Origin of the sequence: Enterobacter cloacae complex sp. AR_0002 (assembly GCF_001922365.1) — a bacterium.
GTDB lineage: Bacteria > Pseudomonadota > Gammaproteobacteria > Enterobacterales > Enterobacteriaceae > Enterobacter > Enterobacter hormaechei_C.
In genome coordinates this window covers 302,277-323,847 of record NZ_CP018814.1, presented here as the reverse complement: position 1 = coordinate 323,847, position 21,571 = coordinate 302,277, and the positions used below count along the sequence as shown (strand labels likewise).

The 21,571-nt window shown below is 52.9% G+C and carries 17 protein-coding genes and 7 tRNA genes; 15 read left to right on the top strand and 9 right to left on the bottom strand.

The genetic code is table 11. The features are described from left to right. The first annotated feature begins 6 nt into the window (after positions 1-6). A tRNA-Arg gene (locus AM329_RS01725) sits at positions 7-78 on the top strand. A gap of 13 nt (positions 79-91) precedes the next feature. Here AM329_RS01725 and AM329_RS01720 read toward each other — a convergent pair. After that, positions 92-1,471, bottom strand: coding sequence for a diguanylate cyclase (locus AM329_RS01720; RefSeq protein ID WP_032609768.1), 1,380 nt, complete (start codon positions 1,469-1,471; stop codon positions 92-94). 268 nt (positions 1,472-1,739) lie between these two features. On the opposite strand from AM329_RS01720, the gene lpxP reads away from it, so the two are divergent. Together lpxP and ypdK are read left to right on the top strand one after the other, a co-directional pair. Then, complete coding sequence (lpxP, locus tag AM329_RS01715; protein ID WP_086527955.1) at positions 1,740-2,660, top strand: kdo(2)-lipid IV(A) palmitoleoyltransferase; 921 nt, start codon at positions 1,740-1,742, stop codon at positions 2,658-2,660. A 359-nt stretch (positions 2,661-3,019) separates the two neighbouring features. Further along, positions 3,020-3,091, top strand: coding sequence for a membrane protein YpdK (gene ypdK / locus AM329_RS25340; protein WP_099458937.1), 72 nt, complete (start codon positions 3,020-3,022; stop codon positions 3,089-3,091). A gap of 58 nt (positions 3,092-3,149) precedes the next feature. Here the strand turns inward: ypdK and alaC are convergent, their stop codons facing one another. Next, complete coding sequence (gene alaC / locus AM329_RS01705) at positions 3,150-4,385, bottom strand: alanine transaminase (RefSeq protein ID WP_023314600.1); 1,236 nt, start codon at positions 4,383-4,385, stop codon at positions 3,150-3,152. A 386-nt stretch (positions 4,386-4,771) separates the two neighbouring features. On the opposite strand from alaC, the gene AM329_RS01700 reads away from it, so the two are divergent. Together AM329_RS01700 and AM329_RS01695 are read left to right on the top strand one after the other, a co-directional pair. Continuing rightward, positions 4,772-6,469 carry a sensor histidine kinase gene (locus AM329_RS01700; protein WP_003861356.1) on the top strand — a complete coding sequence of 566 codons (1,698 nt, stop codon included), beginning with the start codon at positions 4,772-4,774 and terminating at the stop codon, positions 6,467-6,469. 13 nt (positions 6,470-6,482) lie between these two features. Beyond that, the gene (locus AM329_RS01695) at positions 6,483-7,214 is read left to right on the top strand and encodes a LytTR family DNA-binding domain-containing protein (protein ID WP_023325009.1); all 732 of its coding nucleotides are present in this window, start codon (positions 6,483-6,485) and stop codon (positions 7,212-7,214) included. A 35-nt stretch (positions 7,215-7,249) separates the two neighbouring features. Here AM329_RS01695 and glk read toward each other — a convergent pair whose 3' ends face one another. Further along, positions 7,250-8,215 carry a glucokinase gene (gene glk / locus AM329_RS01690; RefSeq protein ID WP_003861352.1) on the bottom strand — a complete coding sequence of 322 codons (966 nt, stop codon included), beginning with the start codon at positions 8,213-8,215 and terminating at the stop codon, positions 7,250-7,252. A gap of 205 nt (positions 8,216-8,420) precedes the next feature. On the opposite strand from glk, the gene AM329_RS01685 reads away from it, so the two are divergent. Then, entirely contained in the window at positions 8,421-9,656 is a 1,236-nt protein-coding gene (locus AM329_RS01685) for an ion channel protein (protein ID WP_039264705.1), read from the top strand. Here the strand turns inward: AM329_RS01685 and ipdC are convergent, their stop codons facing one another. Continuing rightward, entirely contained in the window at positions 9,657-11,315 is a 1,659-nt protein-coding gene (gene ipdC, locus AM329_RS01680) for an indolepyruvate decarboxylase (RefSeq protein WP_022651551.1), read from the bottom strand. It abuts the gene before it with no gap. Between the two features lie 186 nt (positions 11,316-11,501). Here ipdC and mgrA point away from each other — a divergent pair, with 186 nt between their 5' ends. Together mgrA and ypeC are read left to right on the top strand one after the other, a co-directional pair. Continuing rightward, entirely contained in the window at positions 11,502-12,500 is a 999-nt protein-coding gene (mgrA, locus tag AM329_RS01675; RefSeq protein WP_022651552.1) for an L-glyceraldehyde 3-phosphate reductase, read from the top strand. Positions 12,501-12,626: 126 nt separating this feature from the next. After that, positions 12,627-12,974, top strand: a complete 348-nt coding sequence (ypeC, locus tag AM329_RS01670) for a DUF2502 domain-containing protein YpeC (protein WP_003861345.1) — start codon at positions 12,627-12,629, stop codon at positions 12,972-12,974. Positions 12,975-13,007: 33 nt separating this feature from the next. On the opposite strand, the gene AM329_RS01665 is transcribed toward ypeC, so the two are convergent. After that, entirely contained in the window at positions 13,008-14,246 is a 1,239-nt protein-coding gene (locus AM329_RS01665) for an Nramp family divalent metal transporter (protein WP_032609772.1), read from the bottom strand. A gap of 345 nt (positions 14,247-14,591) precedes the next feature. On the opposite strand from AM329_RS01665, the gene nupC reads away from it, so the two are divergent. Then, positions 14,592-15,779: a nucleoside permease NupC gene (gene nupC, locus AM329_RS01660; protein ID WP_003861341.1), complete on the top strand. Its 1,188-nt coding sequence runs from the start codon at positions 14,592-14,594 to the stop codon at positions 15,777-15,779. A gap of 45 nt (positions 15,780-15,824) precedes the next feature. Here nupC and AM329_RS01655 read toward each other — a convergent pair whose 3' ends face one another. From AM329_RS01655 to AM329_RS01645, 3 genes are all read right to left on the bottom strand, one after another. Next, entirely contained in the window at positions 15,825-18,014 is a 2,190-nt protein-coding gene (locus AM329_RS01655) for an EAL domain-containing protein (RefSeq protein WP_032609774.1), read from the bottom strand. Between the two features lie 211 nt (positions 18,015-18,225). Continuing rightward, positions 18,226-18,301, bottom strand: a tRNA-Ala gene (locus AM329_RS01650). Positions 18,302-18,342: 41 nt separating this feature from the next. After that, positions 18,343-18,418: transfer RNA gene (locus AM329_RS01645), tRNA-Ala, on the bottom strand. Between the two features lie 217 nt (positions 18,419-18,635). On the opposite strand from AM329_RS01645, the gene AM329_RS01640 reads away from it, so the two are divergent. Then, on the top strand, positions 18,636-18,995 hold the full coding sequence (locus AM329_RS01640) for a YfeC-like transcriptional regulator (protein WP_003861339.1): 360 nt from the start codon (positions 18,636-18,638) through the stop codon (positions 18,993-18,995). A 1-nt stretch (position 18,996) separates the two neighbouring features. Further along, the gene (locus AM329_RS01635) at positions 18,997-19,383 is read left to right on the top strand and encodes a YfeC-like transcriptional regulator (protein ID WP_017383469.1); all 387 of its coding nucleotides are present in this window, start codon (positions 18,997-18,999) and stop codon (positions 19,381-19,383) included. Positions 19,384-19,435: 52 nt separating this feature from the next. On the opposite strand, the gene gltX is transcribed toward AM329_RS01635, so the two are convergent. Beyond that, positions 19,436-20,851: a glutamate--tRNA ligase gene (gltX, locus tag AM329_RS01630; RefSeq protein WP_032609777.1), complete on the bottom strand. Its 1,416-nt coding sequence runs from the start codon at positions 20,849-20,851 to the stop codon at positions 19,436-19,438. 258 nt (positions 20,852-21,109) lie between these two features. Here gltX and AM329_RS01620 point away from each other — a divergent pair. The 4 genes from AM329_RS01620 to AM329_RS01605 all read left to right on the top strand — a co-directional run bounded on the left by AM329_RS01620 (position 21,110) and on the right by AM329_RS01605 (position 21,487). After that, positions 21,110-21,185 (top strand) — tRNA-Val (locus tag AM329_RS01620). A gap of 41 nt (positions 21,186-21,226) precedes the next feature. Next, positions 21,227-21,302: transfer RNA gene (locus AM329_RS01615), tRNA-Val, on the top strand. A gap of 29 nt (positions 21,303-21,331) precedes the next feature. Beyond that, a tRNA-Val gene (locus tag AM329_RS01610) sits at positions 21,332-21,407 on the top strand. A 4-nt stretch (positions 21,408-21,411) separates the two neighbouring features. Beyond that, a tRNA-Lys gene (locus AM329_RS01605) sits at positions 21,412-21,487 on the top strand. Positions 21,488-21,571: the final 84 nt, after the last annotated feature.

Below are 21,571 nucleotides of genomic sequence, written 5' to 3'. Positions count from 1 at the left end.
CGCTTCGTCCCCTTAGTTAAATGGATATAACGAGCCCCTCCTAAGGGCTAGTTGCAGGTTCGATTCCTGCAGGGGACACTTCTGTCTTTCCTTACGCCCCCTTCCAAAGCTCCACGCAGTTTCGGCCACGCCGTTTCGCGCCGTATAAGGCTTCATCCGCCGCCTGAATCAATCGCTCGTAATCGGGATGCCCGTTGAACATCGCCACGCCTATCGAGAGGGAGAGCGGGATAATATCGCCGATTGGGGAGTTAACCTTGATTTTTTCCACCCGCCTGCGGATACGCTCGGCGATTCGCAGCGCGTCCACCTCTGAGATTTCCGTTAGCACAATCAGAAATTCATCGCCGCCGTAGCGAAAAACGTAATCACAGGTTCGCACGTTGTCGTAGAACGCGCCGGAGACTTTTCGCAGGATCTCGTCCCCGGTATTGTGCCCCCAGGTATCGTTGATTTGTTTAAATTTGTCGACGTCAATCAGCAGCGTCGAGAGCTTTGTTCCCGCCCGGGTGGCGTGCAGGATTTCGCGTTTGAAGATGGTTGGCAGGAAACGGCGATTCAACAGGCGGGTCAGGACATCAACCCCCACCTCGTGTCGCGACACTTCGTCAAACAGTTCGCGCAAAAGCGTGATGATTTGCGAGAGCGTATTACGCATTCGCTGCAAGAATTTATCCCGCTGCGCTTTATCACTCAGACCCTGCCCTGAAAGACGGACCTCGTTAAAAAGGTCATCGAATTCCTGAATCAGACGAGAGATATGACCAGCCTCAGCGATCCCGCTGAAATAGTGCCGACCTTTATGGCTAAACCACAGTCCAAATTCAGACTGCCCCAGCGGCAGACTGTTGCCGATACTGGAATTAAGCGTGATCTTATACAGAAGCACCATTTCCCATGACAGCAGCGCCGCGGTCTGTCTCTCCTTCTCCTCTTCTGCGTTCTCCATTAAGGAAAAGATGCGGTAATTTTCGTCCTCTTTCGCCGCATTGTTCTCGCTAAATACATAGGCCCGCGACATCACTTCCATGGCCAGATCGATACTGTTAATCGCGTAGTGATAAATATGCAGCTTCACCTCAGGCGAATGGGCGCTGGTAGTAATGACAGGTAACAGCAGCTTTTTCAGAACACGGAAGCCCATTTCAACTAAATCAACCGAAATACCAATACGGGCATGAACATCCGCAGCGCGCTGCTGCGCCCGCATCTGCTCTTCAACCTGCTCCACACGGCATGAGAGCACATCAATAAGCCAGCGACGAAGCGCCTCCTGAAGCTGCCTCTCCACCTGTTCGGTGGTCAGGAATTCAGCTGCCGAGGGATCTGCCAGCACAACACGATAGAATTCAGCGACCAGGGGCGTTGCGTTGTCCCTGGCAAGCTCAGTCGCAAGCCGATGCACATCGGGATCGGTTTCATTAATTAGCTTCACCCACTCTTCTTTCACCGTTTGCAGGTAGGTTTCCATGGTCTGCACCTTCAGGAGGCATGCGGGAACGCAGATTTAACAATAGCAAAATCAAACCACTCCGCAATTGCCGCTTTTTTAAACAAAAACGAGTGATAGCTCATAATGTATAACGGTGCTACATTATGCCGCCCACCCAAGTCAGCAATGGCCAGGCAACGTCGTAAAGAACGGTAAAGCCTGCAACCATGACCTCGTCCTACGGTCTTAATGGCACGTGGTATCGCGAAGTCTGCACTACCTTCACAGGCTTTACATAGGTTCCACTATTTTGTCTCAATCCAAATTTCAGCGGGCGTTTCTGCACCCGCGCTACTGGTTTACGTGGTTTGGCCTTGGCGTACTTTGGCTGCTGGTTCAACTTCCTTATCCCGTGATCCGTTTCCTGGGTTCGAAGCTCGGCAGCGCATCGCGTCACTTCCTTAAGCGTCGTGAGTCCATTGCCCGAAAAAATCTCGAACTTTGCTTTCCGCATTACAATGCGCAGCAGCGCGAAACGCTGATTGCGGAAAACTTTAAATCTATCGGTATGGCGCTGCTTGAAACCGGTATGGCCTGGTTCTGGCCAGACGAGCGTGTCCGTAAATGGTTTGACGTGGAAGGTCTGGATAACCTTAAACGTGCCCAGATGCAAAACCGCGGCGTGATGGTTGTGGGTGTGCATTTTATGTCGCTTGAGCTGGGTGGCCGCGTTATGGGCCTTTGTCAGCCGATGATGGCAACCTATCGCCCGCATAACAGCGCGCTGATGGAATGGGTACAAACGCGGGGCCGCATGCGTTCAAATAAGGCGATGATCAGCCGTAACAATTTGCGCGGTATGGTTGGCGCCCTGAAAAAAGGTGAAGCAGTCTGGTTTGCCCCGGATCAGGACTACGGTCCTAAAGGCAGCAGCTTTGCCCCTTTCTTTGCGGTTAAAGATGTCGCTACGACGAACGGTACCTTTGTGATTTCACGTCTCTCAGGCGCCGCGATGTTGACGGTGACCATGGTCAGAAAAGCGGATAAGTCAGGCTATCGTCTGCATATCTCCCCAGAGATGGCGAACTATCCTGAAGATGAGAGTGAAGCCGCGACCTTTATCAATAAGGTGATTGAGTTTGAGATTATGCGTGCGCCTGAGCAGTATCTTTGGATGCACCGCCGCTTTAAAACCCGCCCCCTGGGCGAAGCCTCACTCTATATCTGACCCCTTTCGAAGGTTAGTTTCGCTAAGAAACTAACCTTTTCAAACACCTGTAATCACAGTGCGTAACGGCTTTTATCGACCGTCGCTCAACAGGCATTTATTGCGTACCGAAATCAAACTGTCGCCGTTCCACGACACTCGTAAGTGTCGGAAATTATTTAAAAAAATGCCTCTTGTCACTCCTGAAATTTAGGCGTACATTAGCGCCGTCTGGCGACAGGAAAGCACAGAATTCAGAGCTGAAGTTAGCGACGTAACGGGATAATTCCGATTTCCCCTTTCGCATGATTTCAACTCTCTATACTCAGTTGGACTCTGTTTTTTTAATGCGTACCGGAAGATACGCGGAGCGATGAAACGTGAAATATTTCTTTATGGGCATTTCGGTTATTGTTTTAGTTTGGGCCGGAACGTTTGCTCTGATGATCTAGTTAAGAAAATGCAGTCAAAAAAACAGGCGCCGTTGGCGCCTGTTTTTTTTGGGGTCTGTTACGACTCGGGTTGTTCCGCAACGCTCTTCGCTGCAAGCAGGCCATCCGCACGGAACATGCTTTTAATGCCCCGCACTGCCTGACGGATACGGTCGCTGTTTTCAATCAGCGCGAAACGCACATGCGTGTCACCGTAGTCACCAAAGCCAATGCCTGGAGAGACGCAAACCTTCGCATCCTGAAGCAGTTTTTTGGCAAATTCCAGAGAACCCATCGCCGCATACGGCTCGGGGATTTTCGCCCAGACGTACATGGAGGCTTTAGGCATTTCCACCATCCAGCCTGCTTCATGAAGCCCTTTTACCAGCACATCACGACGGCGTTTGTACTGAGCGGCAATATCGAGCACGCACTGCTGATCCCCTTCCAGCGCCGCGATGGCCGCGACCTGTAACGGCGTAAAGGTGCCATAGTCATGGTAGCTTTTAATACGCGCCAGGGCACTCACCAGCGTTTTGTTTCCCACCATAAAACCAATTCGCCAGCCCGCCATGTTGTAGCTTTTCGACAGGGTGAAAAACTCAACCGCCACATCACGGGCACCCGGTACCTGCATAATTGACGGCGCTTTCCAGCCATCATAAACGATATCGGCGTAGGCGAGATCGTGTACCACCAGCACGTCGTAACGCTTAGCCAGCGCGACCACTTTCTCGAAGAATTCGAGTTCAACGCATTGTGCCGTTGGGTTTGACGGGAAACCGAGGATCATCATTTTCGGCTTCGGATAGCTTTCACGAATCGCCCGTTCCAGCTCGTTAAAGAAGTCGACGCCTTCCACCAGCGGGACAGAACGCACCTGCGCCCCGGCAATCACCGCCCCATAGATGTGAATCGGGTAGCTCGGATTCGGCACCAGTACGGTATCGCCGTGATCCAGCGTCGCCAGCATCAGGTGGGCCAGCCCCTCTTTGGAGCCAATGGTCACAATCGCTTCATTTTCAGGATCGATATCGACCTGATAACGATCCTGATACCAGCGGGAGATTGCCCGACGTAAGCGTGGAATGCCGCGTGAGGTGGAATACCCATGGGTATCGGGACGCTGGGCAACCGTGCAGAGTTTCTCAACAATGTGCGGCGGCGTTGGGCCGTCAGGGTTACCCATACTGAAATCGATAATGTCTTCGCCGCGCCGACGCGCAGCCATTTTTAGTTCAGCAGTAATATTGAAAACATAAGGGGGGAGACGATCGATACGCGTAAAACGGCGTTCAGGACTGAATTCAGCCATAGATTCCTCAGAGTCACGTTAGCGCCCGGACCGTCCGAGCGACGCTGCCACCCGTGTGGCATGCTTAGAAAATAACCTGAAGAAAAAGACGCTGTCGAGAGGATAACGGCAAAACAATATTTTGCGCTAAAACGGGAATGCGATTGCAGTGAAAAGCGGAACTCCTATCGCGAACAGGCAGTTTTAAGCTCTACAATTTAACACAATATTTTCAGTATCGTTACCTGACGTTTCTCCCCAAACGGAAAAGCGCCGGCTTTCAGTCAAAAGCCAGCAATCCCCTTTGAGAATTATGGTTTTTCCCCATTTGATAAATCTGATGGATAGCTGGTCATCAGGCCCTATGTTTTCTATCATAGATTTTTCCCGTTTTCCCAGGCCTGACCGTGCACGAAATCTTCAATATGCTCCTCGCGGTGTTCGACCGCGCGGCATTAATGCTGATCTGTCTCTTTTTCCTTATCCGCATCCGCTTGTTCCGCGAACTGTTGCATAAATCTGCCCATTCGCCAAAAGAGCTGCTGGCCGTCACGTTTATCTTTTCGATGTTTGCCCTGTTCAGCACCTGGTCCGGGGTGCCGGTAGAAGGCTCGCTGGTGAACGTGCGCATCATCGCCGTCATGTCGGGCGGGATCCTCTTTGGTCCCTGGGTCGGGATTATCACAGGCATTATCGCTGGCACCCATCGATACCTGATTGATATTGGCGGCGTGACGGCAGTTCCCTGCTTTATCACCAGCATTATTGCCGGGCTGCTCTCGGGCTGGATTAACCGCAAAATCCCGAAAAAGCAGCACTGGCGTGCGGGGATTATCGCGGGGATGGTCTGCGAAACGCTGACCATGATCCTGGTCATCGTCTGGGCGCCAACCGTTGCGCTGGGGCTGGATATCGTCTCGAAGATCGGTATTCCGATGATCCTCGGGAGCGTCTGTATCGGTTTTATCGTGCTGCTGGTGCAAAGCGTGGAAGGCGAAAAAGAGGCCAGCGCCGCGCGTCAGGCCAAGCTGGCGCTGGATATCGCCAACAAGACGCTGCCGCTTTTCCGGCACGTTAACGCCGAATCTTTACGTCAGGTTTGCGATATCATCCGCCGTGATATTCATGCCGATGCGGTCGCTATCACCAATATTGATCACGTGCTGGCTTACGTTGGCGTCGGTGAGCACAATTATCGCGACAGCGACGACACCATCAGCCCGACCACCAGACAGGCGATTAACTACGGAAAAATCATCATTAAAAACAATGACGAAGCCCACCGGACGCCAGAGATCCACTCAATGCTGGTGATCCCGCTGTGGGAAAAAGGCGTGGTCACGGGGACGCTGAAAATTTACTACTGTCATGCGCACCAAATCACCTCCTCGCTCCAGGAGATGGCGATTGGCCTGTCGCAGATCATCTCCACTCAACTTGAGGTTTCGCGTGCAGAGCAGCTGCGCGAGATGGCAAATAAGGCAGAGCTGCGCGCCCTGCAAAGTAAGATCAATCCCCATTTCCTGTTTAACGCGCTGAACGCTATCTCCTCTTCCATCCGTCTGAATCCGGATACCGCGCGGCAGCTGATATTTAATCTGTCGCGCTATCTGCGCTACAACATTGAGCTAAAAGACGACGAGCAGATCGACATCAAAAAAGAGCTGTATCAAATCAAGGATTACATCGCGATCGAGCAGGCTCGCTTTGGCGATAAGCTGACGGTCATTTACGATATTGATGAAGAGGTCAACTGCGTGATCCCAAGCCTGCTGATCCAGCCTCTGGTGGAAAACGCCATTGTTCACGGTATTCAGCCGTGTAAAGGCAAAGGCGTGGTAACAATTAGCGTAACGGAAAGCGGTAACCGCGTGCGTATCGCCGTGCGCGATACCGGGCACGGCATCGATCCGAAAGTTATCGAACGCGTCAAATCAAACGAAATGCCGGGCAACAAGATCGGACTGCTGAATGTGCATCACCGGGTCAAACTGCTGTACGGTGACGGGCTGCATATTCACCGCCTTGAGCCGGGCACCGAAATTGCCTTTTATGTTCCGAATGAGCGAACGCCCGTGAATGCCCCCATATCCTTGTTGCCGTAGGCCGGAGTAACAGATGAAAGTCATCATCGTAGAAGATGAATTTCTGGCTCAACAGGAGTTGAGCTGGCTTATCAAAACCCACAGCCAGATGGAGATTGTTGGCTGTTTTGAGGATGGTCTGGACGTGCTGAAATTTTTACAGCATAACCGGGTCGACGCGATATTCCTCGATATTAATATTCCGTCGCTGGACGGCGTCCTGCTGGCGCAAAATATCAATCAGTTCGCCCACAAGCCGTTTATTGTGTTTGTCACCGCGTGGAAAGAGCATGCCGTGGAGGCCTTCGAGCTTGAGGCGTTTGACTATATTCTAAAGCCGTACCAGGAGTCGCGTATTATCAGCATGCTGCATAAGCTGGAAGCCGCGTGGCAGCAGCAGTCCTTACCCGCCAGTGCCAGCCCGGTAGCGCGGGAAAACGACACAATTAATCTGGTGAAGGACGAACGGATCATCGTCACGCCTGTCGACGATATTTACTATGCCGAAGCGCATGAAAAAATGACATTTGTCTATACGCGGCGTGAATCCTACGTCATGGCGATGAACATCACCGAATTCTGCAATAAACTCCCGGCCGCCCACTTCTTCCGCTGCCACCGCTCGTTCTGCGTCAACCTGAACAAGATCCGCGAAATCGAACCCTGGTTTAACAACACCTATATATTGCGGCTGAAGGATCTGGATTTTCAGGTGCCTGTAAGCCGCAGCAGAGTGAAAGAGTTCCGCCAGCTCATGCACCTGTAGCACGTTCCCTCTCCCGCAGGAGAGGGAAATGAGCGTCAGAGGATCTGACCAAGAACCTGACGCAGATGCGCGCCGGATCCCAGTAAGCCTGGGTTGTCGTGGACAATCAGGTAAACAGGAATGTCCTGGACATAGCTCCTGAAGCGGCCTTTGTCTTCGAAGCCGCCACGGAAGCCGGAGGCGGTAAAGAAATCGAGGAAGCGCGGCACGATCCCGCCCGCAATATAGACCCCGCCAAAGGTGCCAAGGTTCAGCGCCAGGTTGCCGCCAAAACGCCCCATGATGACGCAGAACAGCGACAAAGCACGGCGGCAGTCAATACAGCTGTCGGCCAGCGCGCGTTCGGTCACATCTTTCGGTTGCAGATTTTCCGGCAGACGACCGTCTGATTTGACAATCGCCCGATACAGGTTCACCAGACCCGGACCAGAAAGCACCCGCTCGGCCGACACGTGACCAATCTCGGCGCGTAGCTCCTCAAGAATAATGCCCTCTTCTTCGCTGTTCGGCGCAAAATCCACGTGACCGCCCTCGCCCGGCAGGCTGACCCAGCGTTTGTCGACGTGGACCAGGTGCGCCACCCCCAGACCGGTTCCCGCGCCGTAAACGGCAATCGGTTTGCCTTCAACCGGGGCCGTACCGCCGAACTGAATCAGATGCTCTGGTTTAAGCATTGGGATAGCCATGGAAACCGCAGTGAAGTCGTTGATAATTTCAAGGTGCGAGAAGCCGAGGTTTTTCCGCATTTCGGCAATTGAGAAGGCCCACGTGTGGTTGGTCATCGCCACCCAGTCGCCGGTAATCGGACAGGCGATGGCGATACAACCGTCTTCAACGCTCACTTTATGCTCTTCCAGATAGACGCGAACCACCGCTTCCAGGCTTGGGTAATCCAGCCCTGAATAGGTTTTCGCCTGAGAAATTTCACCGCTGTTCACATCGCACAGGGCAAGGCGCGCGTTGGTGCCGCCTACATCACCTACCAAAGCATACTTTGTCATTCTTCTACTGCTCCGCTAAAGTCAGAATAAATCTTTGGGACACTGTAAATTCAAGGCGTGATAACAACAACGACCAGAAGGTGACTGCCCATGGATTATCGATCTTCGTCACATAATAACTTTACCGTTTCAGCACCTTTTGCACTATTGCCACAATGCTGATTGTGCAAAGTAACGTTAAGCCGTTTTGTACAAGGAAATCATCATGCTCCATCCGCGAGCCAGAATCATGCTGTTATTGGCTGTCCCGGCGCTGATTATTGGCGTGGCGTCGAGCCTGGTGCTCATCGTCGTCATGAAAGTGGCGGCGGTGCTGCAAACGATTTTATGGACCGCGCTTCCGGTAAAACTCGGCATCAGCATTGACTCGCCGGGCTGGATCATGGTGATGCTGACCCTGACCGGGATTGCCGTAGGGCTGGTGATCCGCTATAGCCCGGGCCATGCCGGGCCGGACCCGGCACTGGAACCCTTGATTGGCGCGCCTGTCTCCCCCTCGGCTCTGCCGGGGCTTATCATCGCGCTGATAATCGGTCTTGCGGGCGGCGTAAGCCTCGGGCCTGAACATCCCATTATGGCGGTGAATATCGCGCTGGCGGTCTTTCTGGGGGCGCGTCTTTTCCCGCGCGTTGGCGCGCTGGACTGGACGATCCTGGCCTCCGCTGGCACCATCGGGGCGCTGTTTGGCACTCCGGTCGCGGCTGCGCTCATTTTTTCGCAAACGCTCAGCAGTGATCATGAGGTGCCGCTTTGGGATAAACTCTTCGCGCCGCTAATGGCCGCCGCTGCGGGAGCCCTCACCACCAGCCTGTTTTTCCATCCCCATTTTTCACTCTCCATTCCCCACTACGGCCAGATGCAACTCACCGATATTTTCAGCGGCGCCGTCGTCGTCGCGATCGCCATTGCGCTGGGGATGGTCGCGGTGTGGTGTCTTCCTCGCCTGCATCGCCTGATGCACAGGCTGAAGCATCCGGTGCTGATTCTGGGCATGGGGGGTTTTATTCTGGGCGTTTTAGGCGCTATCGGCGGGACGGTTACGCTGTTTAAGGGTCTGGACGAGATGCAGCAGCTGGCCTTCAGCCAGGTCTTCAGCGTCTCAGATTATCTGCTGTTCGCGCTGGTGAAACTGGCGGCGCTGGTGGTCGCGGCGGCCTGTGGTTTCCGGGGAGGTCGTATCTTCCCGGCGGTATTTGTTGGCGTCGCGCTGGGGCTGATGCTGCATGAGCACGTTGACGCTGTCCCTGCGGCGATTACCGTCTCCTGCTCCATTCTGGGGCTGGTACTGGTGGTCACGCGCGATGCGTGGCTGAGCCTGTTTATGGCGGCCGTTGTCGTGCCGGATACCACGCTTCTGCCGCTGCTCTGTATCGTGATGTTGCCCGCCTGGCTCCTGCTGGCGGGCAAACCGATGCTGATGGCATGGCGAAACGACAGGTAATCAGGCGTTATTGCGCGCCTCCAGCGCTTTGGTCAGCGCGCTCAGCAGCGGCGGAATATCGGCTTTCGGCAGCATGACCTCGATCAGCGAAAGCCGCTCATGGTGTGCCACTTTATCCAGCACCTCCGCCAGCGCTTCCGCTTCGCTGACGCGCCAGCACTCTGCCTGAGGCGCCAGGCTCAGCGCCTGCGGTATCTGCGTCCAGTTCCAGAGGGCAATATCGTTATAGCGCTGCTCCGGCCCGTGGATGGCCCTTTCCACCGTGTATCCTTCGTTGTTAAGCACCAGAATAATCGGGCGCTGCTTGTCGCGCAGCATGGATCCCAGCTCCTGAATGGTCAACTGCGCGGCGCCGTCGCCCGTCAGGACAATCACGCGTCGATTCGGACACGCCGTTTGCGCGCCAAACGCCGCCGCCAGCGTGTAGCCAATCGATCCCCACAGCGGCTGGACGATAAAGTTCACGTCCGCCGGTAAACGCAGATCGATAGCGCCGAAAGCAGACGTCCCCTGGTCAGCCAGAATAATGTCTCCGGGGCGAATAAACGTTTGCAGGGTGCGCCAGAAGCTCTCCTGAGTCAGCGCCCCTTCAATAGTCGGGAACGAAAAGCCGCTGTGATCCGATGGCGCTCGCGTATCACGAACATAGGTTTTACACAGCGCTGTCAGCGTTTCAATGGCCTCCCTCATCGGGATACCCGTAAACCAGACGTCGCCGACGCGGGACGCGTGAGGCTGAACCTCTATCGTCTGGTCTGGCGTAAGCTGGTGGGTAAATCCGGCAGTGAGCGTATCGGTAAAGCGCGTGCCAATGCACAGCACCGTATCAGCACCCTCGATGGCCTCTTTGACCGGCGCGGCGCTCGCCGATCCGCTGTAGGTGCCGTAAAAACCGCTCTGTCGTTCGTCAAAAATGCCCTTGCCCATCAGCATGGTGGCGTGTGCCATCGGCACCTCTTTCACCCACGTCTGAAGGGCCGCGCGCAGACCGTGGCGGAGTACCAGGAAGTCCGCTAACAGCGCGGTGCGTTTGCTCGTAGACAAGCGCTTTTCGGCAGCCTCACGGAACGCCTGCAAGCAGGCTGAATCGGCCGGTGCGGGGTTAACAGTGAGAGCGCTTACAGGAGGTGTAGCGGCTTTTTTCGCCACATCGGCGGGCAGCATCAGATAGCCCGGACGGCGCTCCCGCAGCATGGTGGTCAGGACTCTGTCAATTTCATAGCAGGCGTTTTGTTCCGTAAGCACCGCCTGCGCAACGGTGATAGGTTCGCTCATATGATAGAAGTGGCGGAACTCGCCGTCGCCCAACGTATGGTGCAGTAACTCTCCTCGCTGCTGCGCCGCCATACCCGGGGCCCCTACAATATGGAGGACGGGAACATGTTCGGCAAAGCTGCCCGCCACACCGTTCATGGCGCTTAACTCCCCAACGCCGAATGTCGTCAGGAGTGCGGCAAAGCCCTTACAGCGGGCATAGCCGTCTGCGGCGTAAGACGCGTTCAGTTCGTTGGCACAGCCCACCCAGCAGATGTCCGGGCTATCTATCACGTGATCGAGAAATTGCAGGTTATAGTCGCCCGGCACGCCAAACAGATGATCGGCACCACAATCTGTTAGTCGGTCCAGCAGGTAATCGGCGACGCAATAGGGGGTACGCATATTATAAGTGTCCTTCTGACGTTGACCTCACTCTGAGTATTAAATAAGCGTGAAGCGTGTCCAGAATTGACGACAATCAGGGGCTGGAAAGAATGCTTTACGAAAAAAGCTGCGCTATGCTCATTTTCTTCAGATTAGTGTAAACGTATACACGGATGTTTCTTTCCAGCGCCAGAGGTCTCACAAATGGGTTATCAGCCTGACAAAAATCGTTATCAGACAATGCAATATCGCCGCTGTGGGCAAAGCGGTCTTAAGCTTCCCGCCATCTCGCTGGGGCTGTGGCATAATTTTGGCGACGCGACGTTGCTCGAAAACAGCCGTCAACTTTTACAGCGTGCTTTCAATTTGGGTATTACGCATTTTGACCTTGCCAATAATTACGGCCCGCCTCCTGGTTCGGCCGAACGTAATTTTGGGCGCATTTTGCAGGAGGATTTCCTGCCCTGGCGCGATGAGCTGATCATCTCCACTAAAGCGGGCTACACCATGTGGGACGGGCCTTACGGTGACTGGGGCTCGCGTAAATATCTGATCGCAAGCCTGGACCAGAGCCTCAAGCGTATGGGGCTGGAGTATGTCGATATCTTCTATCACCACCGCCCGGATCCACACACGCCGCTACGTGAAACCATGAAAGCGCTTGACCATGTGGTGCGTCAGGGCAAAGCGCTGTACATCGGTCTGTCCAACTACCCGGCAGAAATGGCACGGCAGGCGATTGAAATAATGGAGGATCTGGGCACGCCATGTTTGATCCACCAGCCGAAGTACTCCATGTTTGAACGTGCGCCTGAAGAGGGGTTGCTGGACGTGTTGCAGCAAAAAGGGGTGGGATGTATCCCCTTCTCTCCACTGGCGGGCGGACAGTTGACCGATCGCTATCTGAACGGCATCCCAGCGGATTCTCGCGCAGCAAGCGGCAGTAAGTTCCTTAATCCGGAACAGATCACCGACAAAAAGCTGGAAAAGGTACGTAAGCTGAATGCGCTGGCGGAAAAACGGGGGCAAAAGCTGTCGCAAATGGCCCTGGCCTGGATCCTGCGCCACGATGCGGTGACATCCGTGCTCATCGGCGCAAGCAAGACCGGACAAATTGATGATGCAGCAGGCGTGCTTGAAAATTGTCGGTTCACGGCAGAAGAGCTCAAGACGATAGATACGATCCTGTCCAGTTCAGATTAAAAACACTTTTAGCAAAAAGTGCTCTCGTTCATGATTTAGGAGTTGAGGCGATGAAACGAATGTTTACCAACTCGTAAAATTGCGTTAACAGGTCGCACAGCGGCCCCGATCGTGAAGGAGAAGAGTATGTTCAGGTCACTGATTCTTGCAGCGGTATTACTGGCTTCGGCCCCGCTGGTCGCCAATGCGGGCGAAATCACCCTGTTGCCATCGATTAAATTACAAATTGGCGATCGTGATGACTACGGCAGATACTGGGACGGTGGCTACTGGCGCGACCGTGACTACTGGCATCGCCATTATGAATGGCGTCAAAACCGCTGGTGGAAACACGATAACGGCTATCACCGTGGCTGGGATAAGCGTAAGGCTTACGAACGCGGCTACCGCGAAGGCTGGAAAGATCGTGACGACCGCCGTGGCGGCTGGGGTCACGGAAAAGGCAGAGGCCACGGTCACGGCCATCACCATTAACAACAAAAAGGAGCCTTCCGGCTCCTTTTTCTTTTACAGGCCTGCGGCTGTGCCTATCAGCAACCACAAGTTTAACGCCACCACCACGACCACAATGGCCCACCCGGCGCGTTTCACCCACGTCGAATTCACCAGATCGCCCATCAGTGATTTGTTGCTTGTGAAGATCAGCAGCGGCACCAGCGCCAGCGTAATCCCGAAACTCAGCAGCACCTGACTCATCACCAGAATGCGGGTCGGATCCAGTCCCATCAGGATCACAACAAAGGAAGGCAGCATCGTGACCGAGCGGCGAACCCACAGCGGAATATGGAAACGTACGAACCCCTGCATCACCACCTGCCCGGCCAGTGTCCCCACAACCGTAGATGAAAGGCCCGCAGCAACCAGGCTTAAACCAAAAATAGTGGCAGCGGCATGACTCAGCAACGGCTCCAGCGTCAGGTAAGCCTGGTCAAGATCGGCAACCCCGGTATGCCCGTTAAAGTGGAACGCGGCGGCGGCGGTGGCCATCATCGCCAGATTCACAAATCCGGCAATGGTCATCGCGATAGCCACATCCCATTTCGAGGCGGAGTAGCGCTCTTTACTCGTCCCGCCATGCAGATTCTGGGTTAATGAAGAGTGTAGATAAATGACGTGCGGCATAATGGTCGCCCCCAGCACCCCGGCAGCCAGAAAAACGGCTTCAGAAGTAGGTAACGACGGGATCACCATCCCTTTCGTCAGCTGCGCCAGATTCGGCTGGGAGAAAATCAGCTCAACAATATAGGCGGCAGCGACGAACAGCAGCAGGCCGCCGATGACTTTCTCCAGCGGTTTTTGCCCCCGCCGCTGGAGCATCAGAATCAGGAAAGTGGCGATACCGGTTAGCACGGCCCCCTGAAGCAGAGATACGCCCAGAATAAGCTTAAAGCCGATCGCCGCCCCGATAAACTCGGCGAGATCGGTGGCCATGGCGATAATTTCCGCCTGAACCCAGTAAAACCAAACTGCCGGACGTGGATAATGATCGCGGATTTGCTCCGCCAGGTTTTTTCCGGTAGCAATACCCAGCTTCGCGGAGAGCATCTGAATCAGCATCGCCATCAGATTGGCCCAGACCACAACCCACAGCAGTTTATAGCCGAAGCTGGCCCCGGCCTGAATGTTGGTCGCAAAATTACCCGGATCGATGTAGCCAATCGCGGCAATGAATGCCGGTCCCATTAATGCGAGCCGCAGCTTGCGTGCCGCTCTGCCGCTGCTACTCTCTACGCGACTATTCGTCATTTCTGCCTCTGGAAATATAGCCTTTGCTATGTTTTATGCTATCAAAATGAGAATGATTATCAAGTTCATTTGAAATGGTTAACATGATTTCTCTGATAGCCAGGAACGATAGACAGGCAGGTGGAGCAAGGTCACAGAATGTGAAAATGCGCAGACATTTGTGAAGCGTAGCACACAAACTTAACTTTTCACTCATTTACCTAACATAACAAAAATGTATTGTTGATCACTATTTTTGAGACTCGTCACAGGATGTAACTATAGTGTGGGCTTGATCTCGTTTTCTTTGTGCTTGTTACATAGAATGTGCACGGAAATTAAACCTGCCTCATATTTGGAGCAAATATGGACCGCGTCCTTCATTTTGTCCTGGCACTTGTTGTCGTTACTGCACTTGCATTGCTGGTCAGCACAGACCGCAAAAAAATTCGTATTCGCTATGTTGTCCAGCTGCTGGTCATTGAAGTTTTACTTGCGTGGTTCTTCCTGAACTCCAACGTAGGCCTCGGCTTCGTGAAAGGCTTCTCCGAAATGTTCGAAAAACTGCTCGGATTTGCCAACGAAGGGACAAACTTCGTCTTTGGCAGCATGAACGATCAGGGTCTGGCCTTCTTCTTCCTGAAGGTACTCTGCCCTATCGTCTTCATCTCTGCCCTGATCGGTATCCTTCAGCACATCCGCGTTCTTCCGGTGGTTATCCGTGCGATCGGCTTCCTGTTATCGAAAGTTAACGGCATGGGTAAACTGGAATCCTTTAACGCAGTCAGCTCACTGATCCTCGGTCAGTCTGAGAACTTCATTGCGTATAAAGATATCCTCGGCAAGATGTCCCGTAACCGCATGTACACCATGGCGGCAACCGCAATGTCTACCGTTTCCATGTCTATCGTGGGCGCGTATATGACCATGCTGGAACCAAAATACGTGGTTGCGGCCCTGGTTCTGAACATGTTCAGCACCTTTATCGTGCTTTCGCTGATTAACCCGTACCGCGTGGATGCCAGCGAAGAGAACATTCAGATGTCTAACCTGCACGAGGGGCAGAGCTTCTTCGAAATGCTGGGTGAATACATTCTGGCGGGTTTCAAGGTTGCAATTATCGTTGCCGCGATGCTGATTGGCTTTATCGCGCTGATCGCTGCGCTGAACGCCCTGTTTGCGGCCGTACTCGGTATCTCCTTCCAGGGTATTCTGGGCTACATCTTTTACCCGGTTGCCTGGGTGATGGGCGTGCCCGCTCACGAAGCGTTGCAGGTGGGCAGTATCATGGCAACGAAACTGGTATCCAACGAATTCGTGGCGATGATGGATCTCCAGAAGATTGCCAGCACACTCTCCCCACGTGCGGAAGGGATCCTGTCCGTCTTCCTGGTCTCCTTCGCGAACTTCTCTTCCATCGGTATCATCGCTGGCGCGATTAAAGGCCTGAACGAAGAGCAGGGTAACGTGGTTTCTCGCTTTGGCCTGAAGCTGGTTTACGGTTCAACGCTGGTGAGCGTCCTGTCTGCCTCTATTGCAGCACTGGTTCTGTAATTCATACCGCGTAATAAAAACCGGGAGTCCTCGCTCCCGGTTTTTTTATGCTTCCAGCGCCGCCAGAGGCTGGGGTTTACCAATCAAATAGCCCTGCAAATAATCTACGCCAAATCGCAACAACATCTCGCGTTGTTCAGCCGTTTCCACATATTCAGCCACCACACACAGCGATTTCGTTTTTGCCATGTTGCAAATGGACTGCACGATCATCGCATCCATGCTGTCGGTGCAGATATCTTTCACGAAGCAACCATCGATCTTAATGATATCGGCCTCCAGCCGCTTCAGGCGCTCAAAGTTGGCATAGCCGGTACCAAAGTCGTCTATGGCAATGCGGAAGCCGTAATCACGCAGCTGCTGGATATTTTTGATGCTGCTTCCCGAGTCTGAGAAAGCCTGTTCCTCGGTGATCTCAATGATGATATTTTGCGGCGCAATGGCGTAGCGTTCAAAAAGCGCGATGATCTCAGCCGCAATCTCATTTTGCATCAGCGTCAGCGGCATCAGATTAACGGAGAAGCGCGTTCCTGCACGTCCGGACGGATGGCTGCGCATCCACATCAGCAATTTTTCCAACACGTTCAGGTCAAACCGGTGGCTCAGGTTAAACTGAGCAATCAGCGGAATAAAGCGGTCAGGGGTGATGATCTCGCCATCGCTTTCCAGCCTGGAGAGGATTTCAAAGTACCCTTCTCCGCGCGCGTTGTGAATTGGCTGGGCGTAAAGGTGAAGACCGCCGATATCAAGGGCGCGTTTTATGCGGGCCAGCATTAGCACCCTGTCCGTCGTCTGACCAGAGACATCATCCAGACTGTTGGTTAACGCCAGAACGTTATGCCCGCCACAGGATTGCTCGGACAGCCAGCTCAGCTGACCCAGCGTGTGGTGCAGGCTTTCCCCATCCGGTACTTCGCCCCAGGAGGCGCCAAACTCAATGTCGAGCTCAGTCTTGTTCCAGACAATCTTACGGCTGTTCAGATGATCAACCATGTATTGCAGACGTTCAGCCGTGCCCGGACCCAACAAGACCACCACCAGCTCACTGCCTGGCAACTGAAAGAGCTTCTCGTCTTTTTGCAATAACGGTTGCAGCGACGCGGTGATCATCTTTTTACAGTGTACACGCATGAGGATGCCGTAATGACGGCTCAGAAATTCCAGATTATCCAGGCGCAGGCAGCAGATTTTGGCTCCGGGATGGTGCTGTAAAAACACTTCCAGCGCACGAATGTTAGGCAGACCGGTGAGCGGATCGGTAAGCGCCCTCTCCTGCCACCCCTGTTTCAGCCATTCACTTTTCTGATAGATCCGCGACATGTAAAGCAGGCAGATGGCGAAAGAGATCAGTACCGACAAGATAAAGGAGAGCGAGTGGCCCGATTCAACGCCATTAAGAAAATTATAATTGTAGGTCAACAGCATGAGCGCCGAGGCCGCCCAGAGTAAAGAGATGAGCGCATAGCTCAGACGACCAATCCCCAGGGTAAAAAGAATAAAAACGATTGGCATCAAATAACCAGCAATAAACTGTGACTCGAAAGGCGCGCACAAAATAGCGATCATCGAGACCAACAGCATCAGCCACACAACGATAAATAACACTTTTTTGTGACAAAAGAGGGGCTTCACGCTTCGCCGCCAGAATGTTCGGGCATACCGGGGATTAATTATCATTCTTAACGGGTAGTAGAACATCATGGTGAAAATCAGGGCGGCACAAATCAGGCTTTGAATATCGATAACGTTATAAATTGCAGAGCCTTCGCCGAAATAGGAGGAGATTGTCACCGGAAAATCAAATAAATATCCCGCCAGATACATCGATAATTTGGTGCCTACAGGAACCACAAATCCGAGCCAGAAAATACGTATACCGATGTACTTATTCGGGATGCTGTGTCGCCAGCGTTTGCCCAGCATCAGACGGATGACGCCACAGGCAGCGAAGACGGCAAACGTCTGACAAATTAATAACACGGAAGATTGTAGTAATGCTAAATCAAAGTAATAAATGTTAGTAACACTAAATCCAATCAGTAAAGGAATGATTGCCCGACGTCCAAATAACAATACGATGGCGAGCATGGCGCTTAAGGGCAACCACGCTAAATAAACATCATTTTCGTTGACGATAGCGCGCGGGGAGATATAACGGGAAAAGGGGATCGTAATCAGGCTTAACGCCAGGACAATCATAAATATTTTTACATTATTGTAAATTTTTCTATTCATTAATCCGTGTGATCTATTTAACCATCGTCTTATTGACCGGATGGATAATAGGTTTATTAATTGCACGAATCAAGTTCAGGTCTATTTATAGACTTGTTTATTGATTTGGATTGAGGTGATGTATAGAAAACGACATTGCTGGCAACAAAAATAGTCTAAACATTTTACAAGATATAAAAAAACCCCCGTCTTGCGACGAGGGTTTAAATTTTGGTGGAGCTAAGCGGGATCGAACCGCTGACCTCTTGCATGCCATGCAAGCGCTCTCCCAGCTGAGCTATAGCCCCACATGTTACTTTACCTACCGCACTCTGTTGGGTTCAGAGTTTGGTGGAGCTAAGCGGGATCGAACCGCTGACCTCCTGCATGCCATGCAGGCGCTCTCCCAGCTGAGCTATAGCCCCGTCGTAAAGCTGTCATGTTGACGGGCGGCATAATATGAATTCCGCCGCAGAGTGTCAACGGCAAATTCAACCTCCGCTTTTCAACCGCCGAAAAATCATGCAAATGAATCACTTTGCGAGCCTGCTCGCAGCCAGGAGTTAAGCTTGTCACGTTTTCACGTAAAACGGTGCTATAAAATGAACCACTAATTAACCCCACAGATATTCAGGAAATTGTATGATCAAGGAACGAATGACGCCAGAAGAGTTAGCCCTGCTGACTGGCTATAGCCGACAGACCATCAATAAATGGGTACGCAAAGAGGGTTGGATTACATCGCCAAAGCCAGGCGTTCAGGGTGGCAAGGCGCGTCTGGTACACGTCAATGAAAAAGTGCGCGACTTTATTCGCAGCGCGCGCAGGGCAACAGAGACGCCGGAACTGCCAGATACGTACCACGAGGGCTCGCTTCATGCCCTGCTCCTGACGCTGGCGAATGAAATGACGCCGGAAGAGCAAAAGCAGATGACATCGCTGTTACTGCGGGAAGGGATTACCGGCTTGTTACAACGTTTAGGGATTCGCGACCAACGCTGATATGAAAAGATTACGCAGCAAAATGACCACGGAAGAGCTGGCGGACAGTCTGGGCGTAGCCCGACAAACCGTTAATCGCTGGATACGACAGAAGGGATGGAAAACGGAGGGTATCAACGGTGTAAAAGGCGGAAGAGCGAGGGTGATATGTATTGATGCGCACGTTAAGGAGCACATCATTAGCCTTCCTGCCATTCGTAACCGTCGGGCTGTTTACCATGTGGCGGAAAGCCCTTCCCACTACGGCGTGGCAACCTCATCCAGCCTGCTTCCACAAATTATCGACTCGCTGGAAAACATGACGACTGTCGAACAGGAACGTTTGCACAAGTTGCTCGCTCGTGAAGGGTTGCAGGGTTTTCTCACGCGTCTTGGTATTGCTGAATAACAGGCATAAAAAAACGGCAGGTTACCCTGCCGTTTTTTGTATTACACGAGCATTACTGCTGGCTTTCGCGCTCAGCAATAAAGTCCAGGGCTTTGTTGATACGCGCAACGCTACGTGATTTGCCGATGGCATGTACGGTCACGTCCAGCCCCGGGGACTGGCCTGCCCCCGTCACCGCAACGCGCAGCGGCATACCGACTTTACCCATGCCAATTTCCAGCTCATCAGCGGTAGCCTGAATCGCGTGGTGAACATTTTCCGCAGTCCATTCGGTAATGGCTTCGAGTTTGTCACGCACCACTTCCAGCGGCTGACGCGCAACCGGACGCAGGTGTTTCTTGGCCGCGTCGGCGTCGAACGCGTCAAACTCTTCATAGAAGTAACGGCAGCTTTCAGCAATTTCTTTCAGCGTTTTGCAACGCTCGCCAAGCAGCTTCACCAGATCCGCCAGTTCAGGGCCCGTACGGGTATCGATGTTTGCCTGTTCAATGTGCCATTGCAGATAAGTCGCTACATATTCTGGCTGCATGGTATTGATGTAGTGATGGTTCAGCCACAGCAGTTTGTCAGTGTTGAACGCGCTGGCTGATTTGCTGACCGAGTTCAGAGAGAACAGCTCGATCATCTCTTCGCGGCTGAAGATCTCCTGGTCACCATGAGCCCAGCCCAGACGCACCAGGTAGTTCAGCAGCGCTTCCGGCAGATAGCCGTCATCACGGTACTGCATCACACTCACCGCGCCATGACGTTTGGACAGCTTTTTACCGTCGTCACCGTTGATCATTGATACGTGCGCATATACCGGTACAGGTGCGTTCAGCGCTTTCAGAATGTTGATCTGACGCGGGGTGTTATTGATATGGTCTTCACCACGGATCACGTGAGTGATTTCCATATCCCAGTCGTCCACAACTACGCAGAAGTTATAGGTTGGCGATCCGTCAGTACGACGAATGATGAGGTCATCCAGTTCCTGGTTGCTGAATTCGATCGGACCACGGATTTGGTCATCAAAGATAACAGAGCCATCCTGCGGGTTAGCAAAACGCACTACGCAAGGCTCATCAGCAGCATGCTCGCTGTGGTCATGGCGGCAACGACCGTCATAACGCGGTTTTTCGCCTTTTGCCATTTGCTCTTCGCGCAGCGCATCCAGACGCTCCCTGGAGCAGTAACACTTATAGGCCGTGCCTGCCACCAGCATCTCGTCAATTACGGCGTTATAGCGGTCAAAACGTTTGGTCTGGAAGTATGGGCCTTCGTCCCACGCCAGATTCAGCCAGTTCATCCCATCCATAATGGCTTCAATTGCTTCCGGCGTTGAGCGCTCCAGATCGGTGTCTTCAATACGCAGCACAAACTCACCTTTGTTGTGACGTGCGAAAAGCCAGGAGTAGAGAGCGGTACGTGCACCACCGACATGCAGATAGCCTGTCGGGCTCGGCGCGAAGCGAGTTTTGATTTTCATGAAATGGCCTTACGTTATAAAGATGCCGGTAATCGGCAAATTCCGGGAAGAAAACAATGGGCAATATTCTATCACTGTGGGCCGATTCCTCAATGTCGATCACTTTATCCGGTTCGAGATTGCTGTTTTTGTTTATAAATCATGCGCCACAGTCCGTTTTGCGATCGTTTTGACTAATTTTACGACGAACGAATAAAAACTTTAGAAAATGCGTTGACTCATTTTCAACTCTCCCTATAATGCGACTCCACACAGCGGGGGTGATTAGCTCAGTTGGTAGAGCATCTCCTTTACACGGAGGGGGTCGGCGGTTCGAGCCCGTCATCACCCACCATCTACTTCGGTAGACTCGCAGTGTAGATAAGAATTGAGATTGGGCGATTAGCTCAGTTGGTAGAGCATCTCCTTTACACGGAGGGGGTCGGCGGTTCGAGCCCGTCATCGCCCACCATTCTCACCTTATCGCAGCAGTTCCGAAATGGGCGATTAGCTCAGTTGGTAGAGCATCTCCTTTACACGGAGGGGGTCGGCGGTTCGAGCCCGTCATCGCCCACCATTTCGGGTCGTTAGCTCAGTTGGTAGAGCAGTTGACTTTTAATCAATTGGTCGCAGGTTCGAATCCTGCACGACCCACCAATGTAAAAAAGCGCCCTAAAGGCGCTTTTTTGCTATCTGCGACATAGCACATCCCCATTGCAGCCAGACCGCTTGTTTTACTCA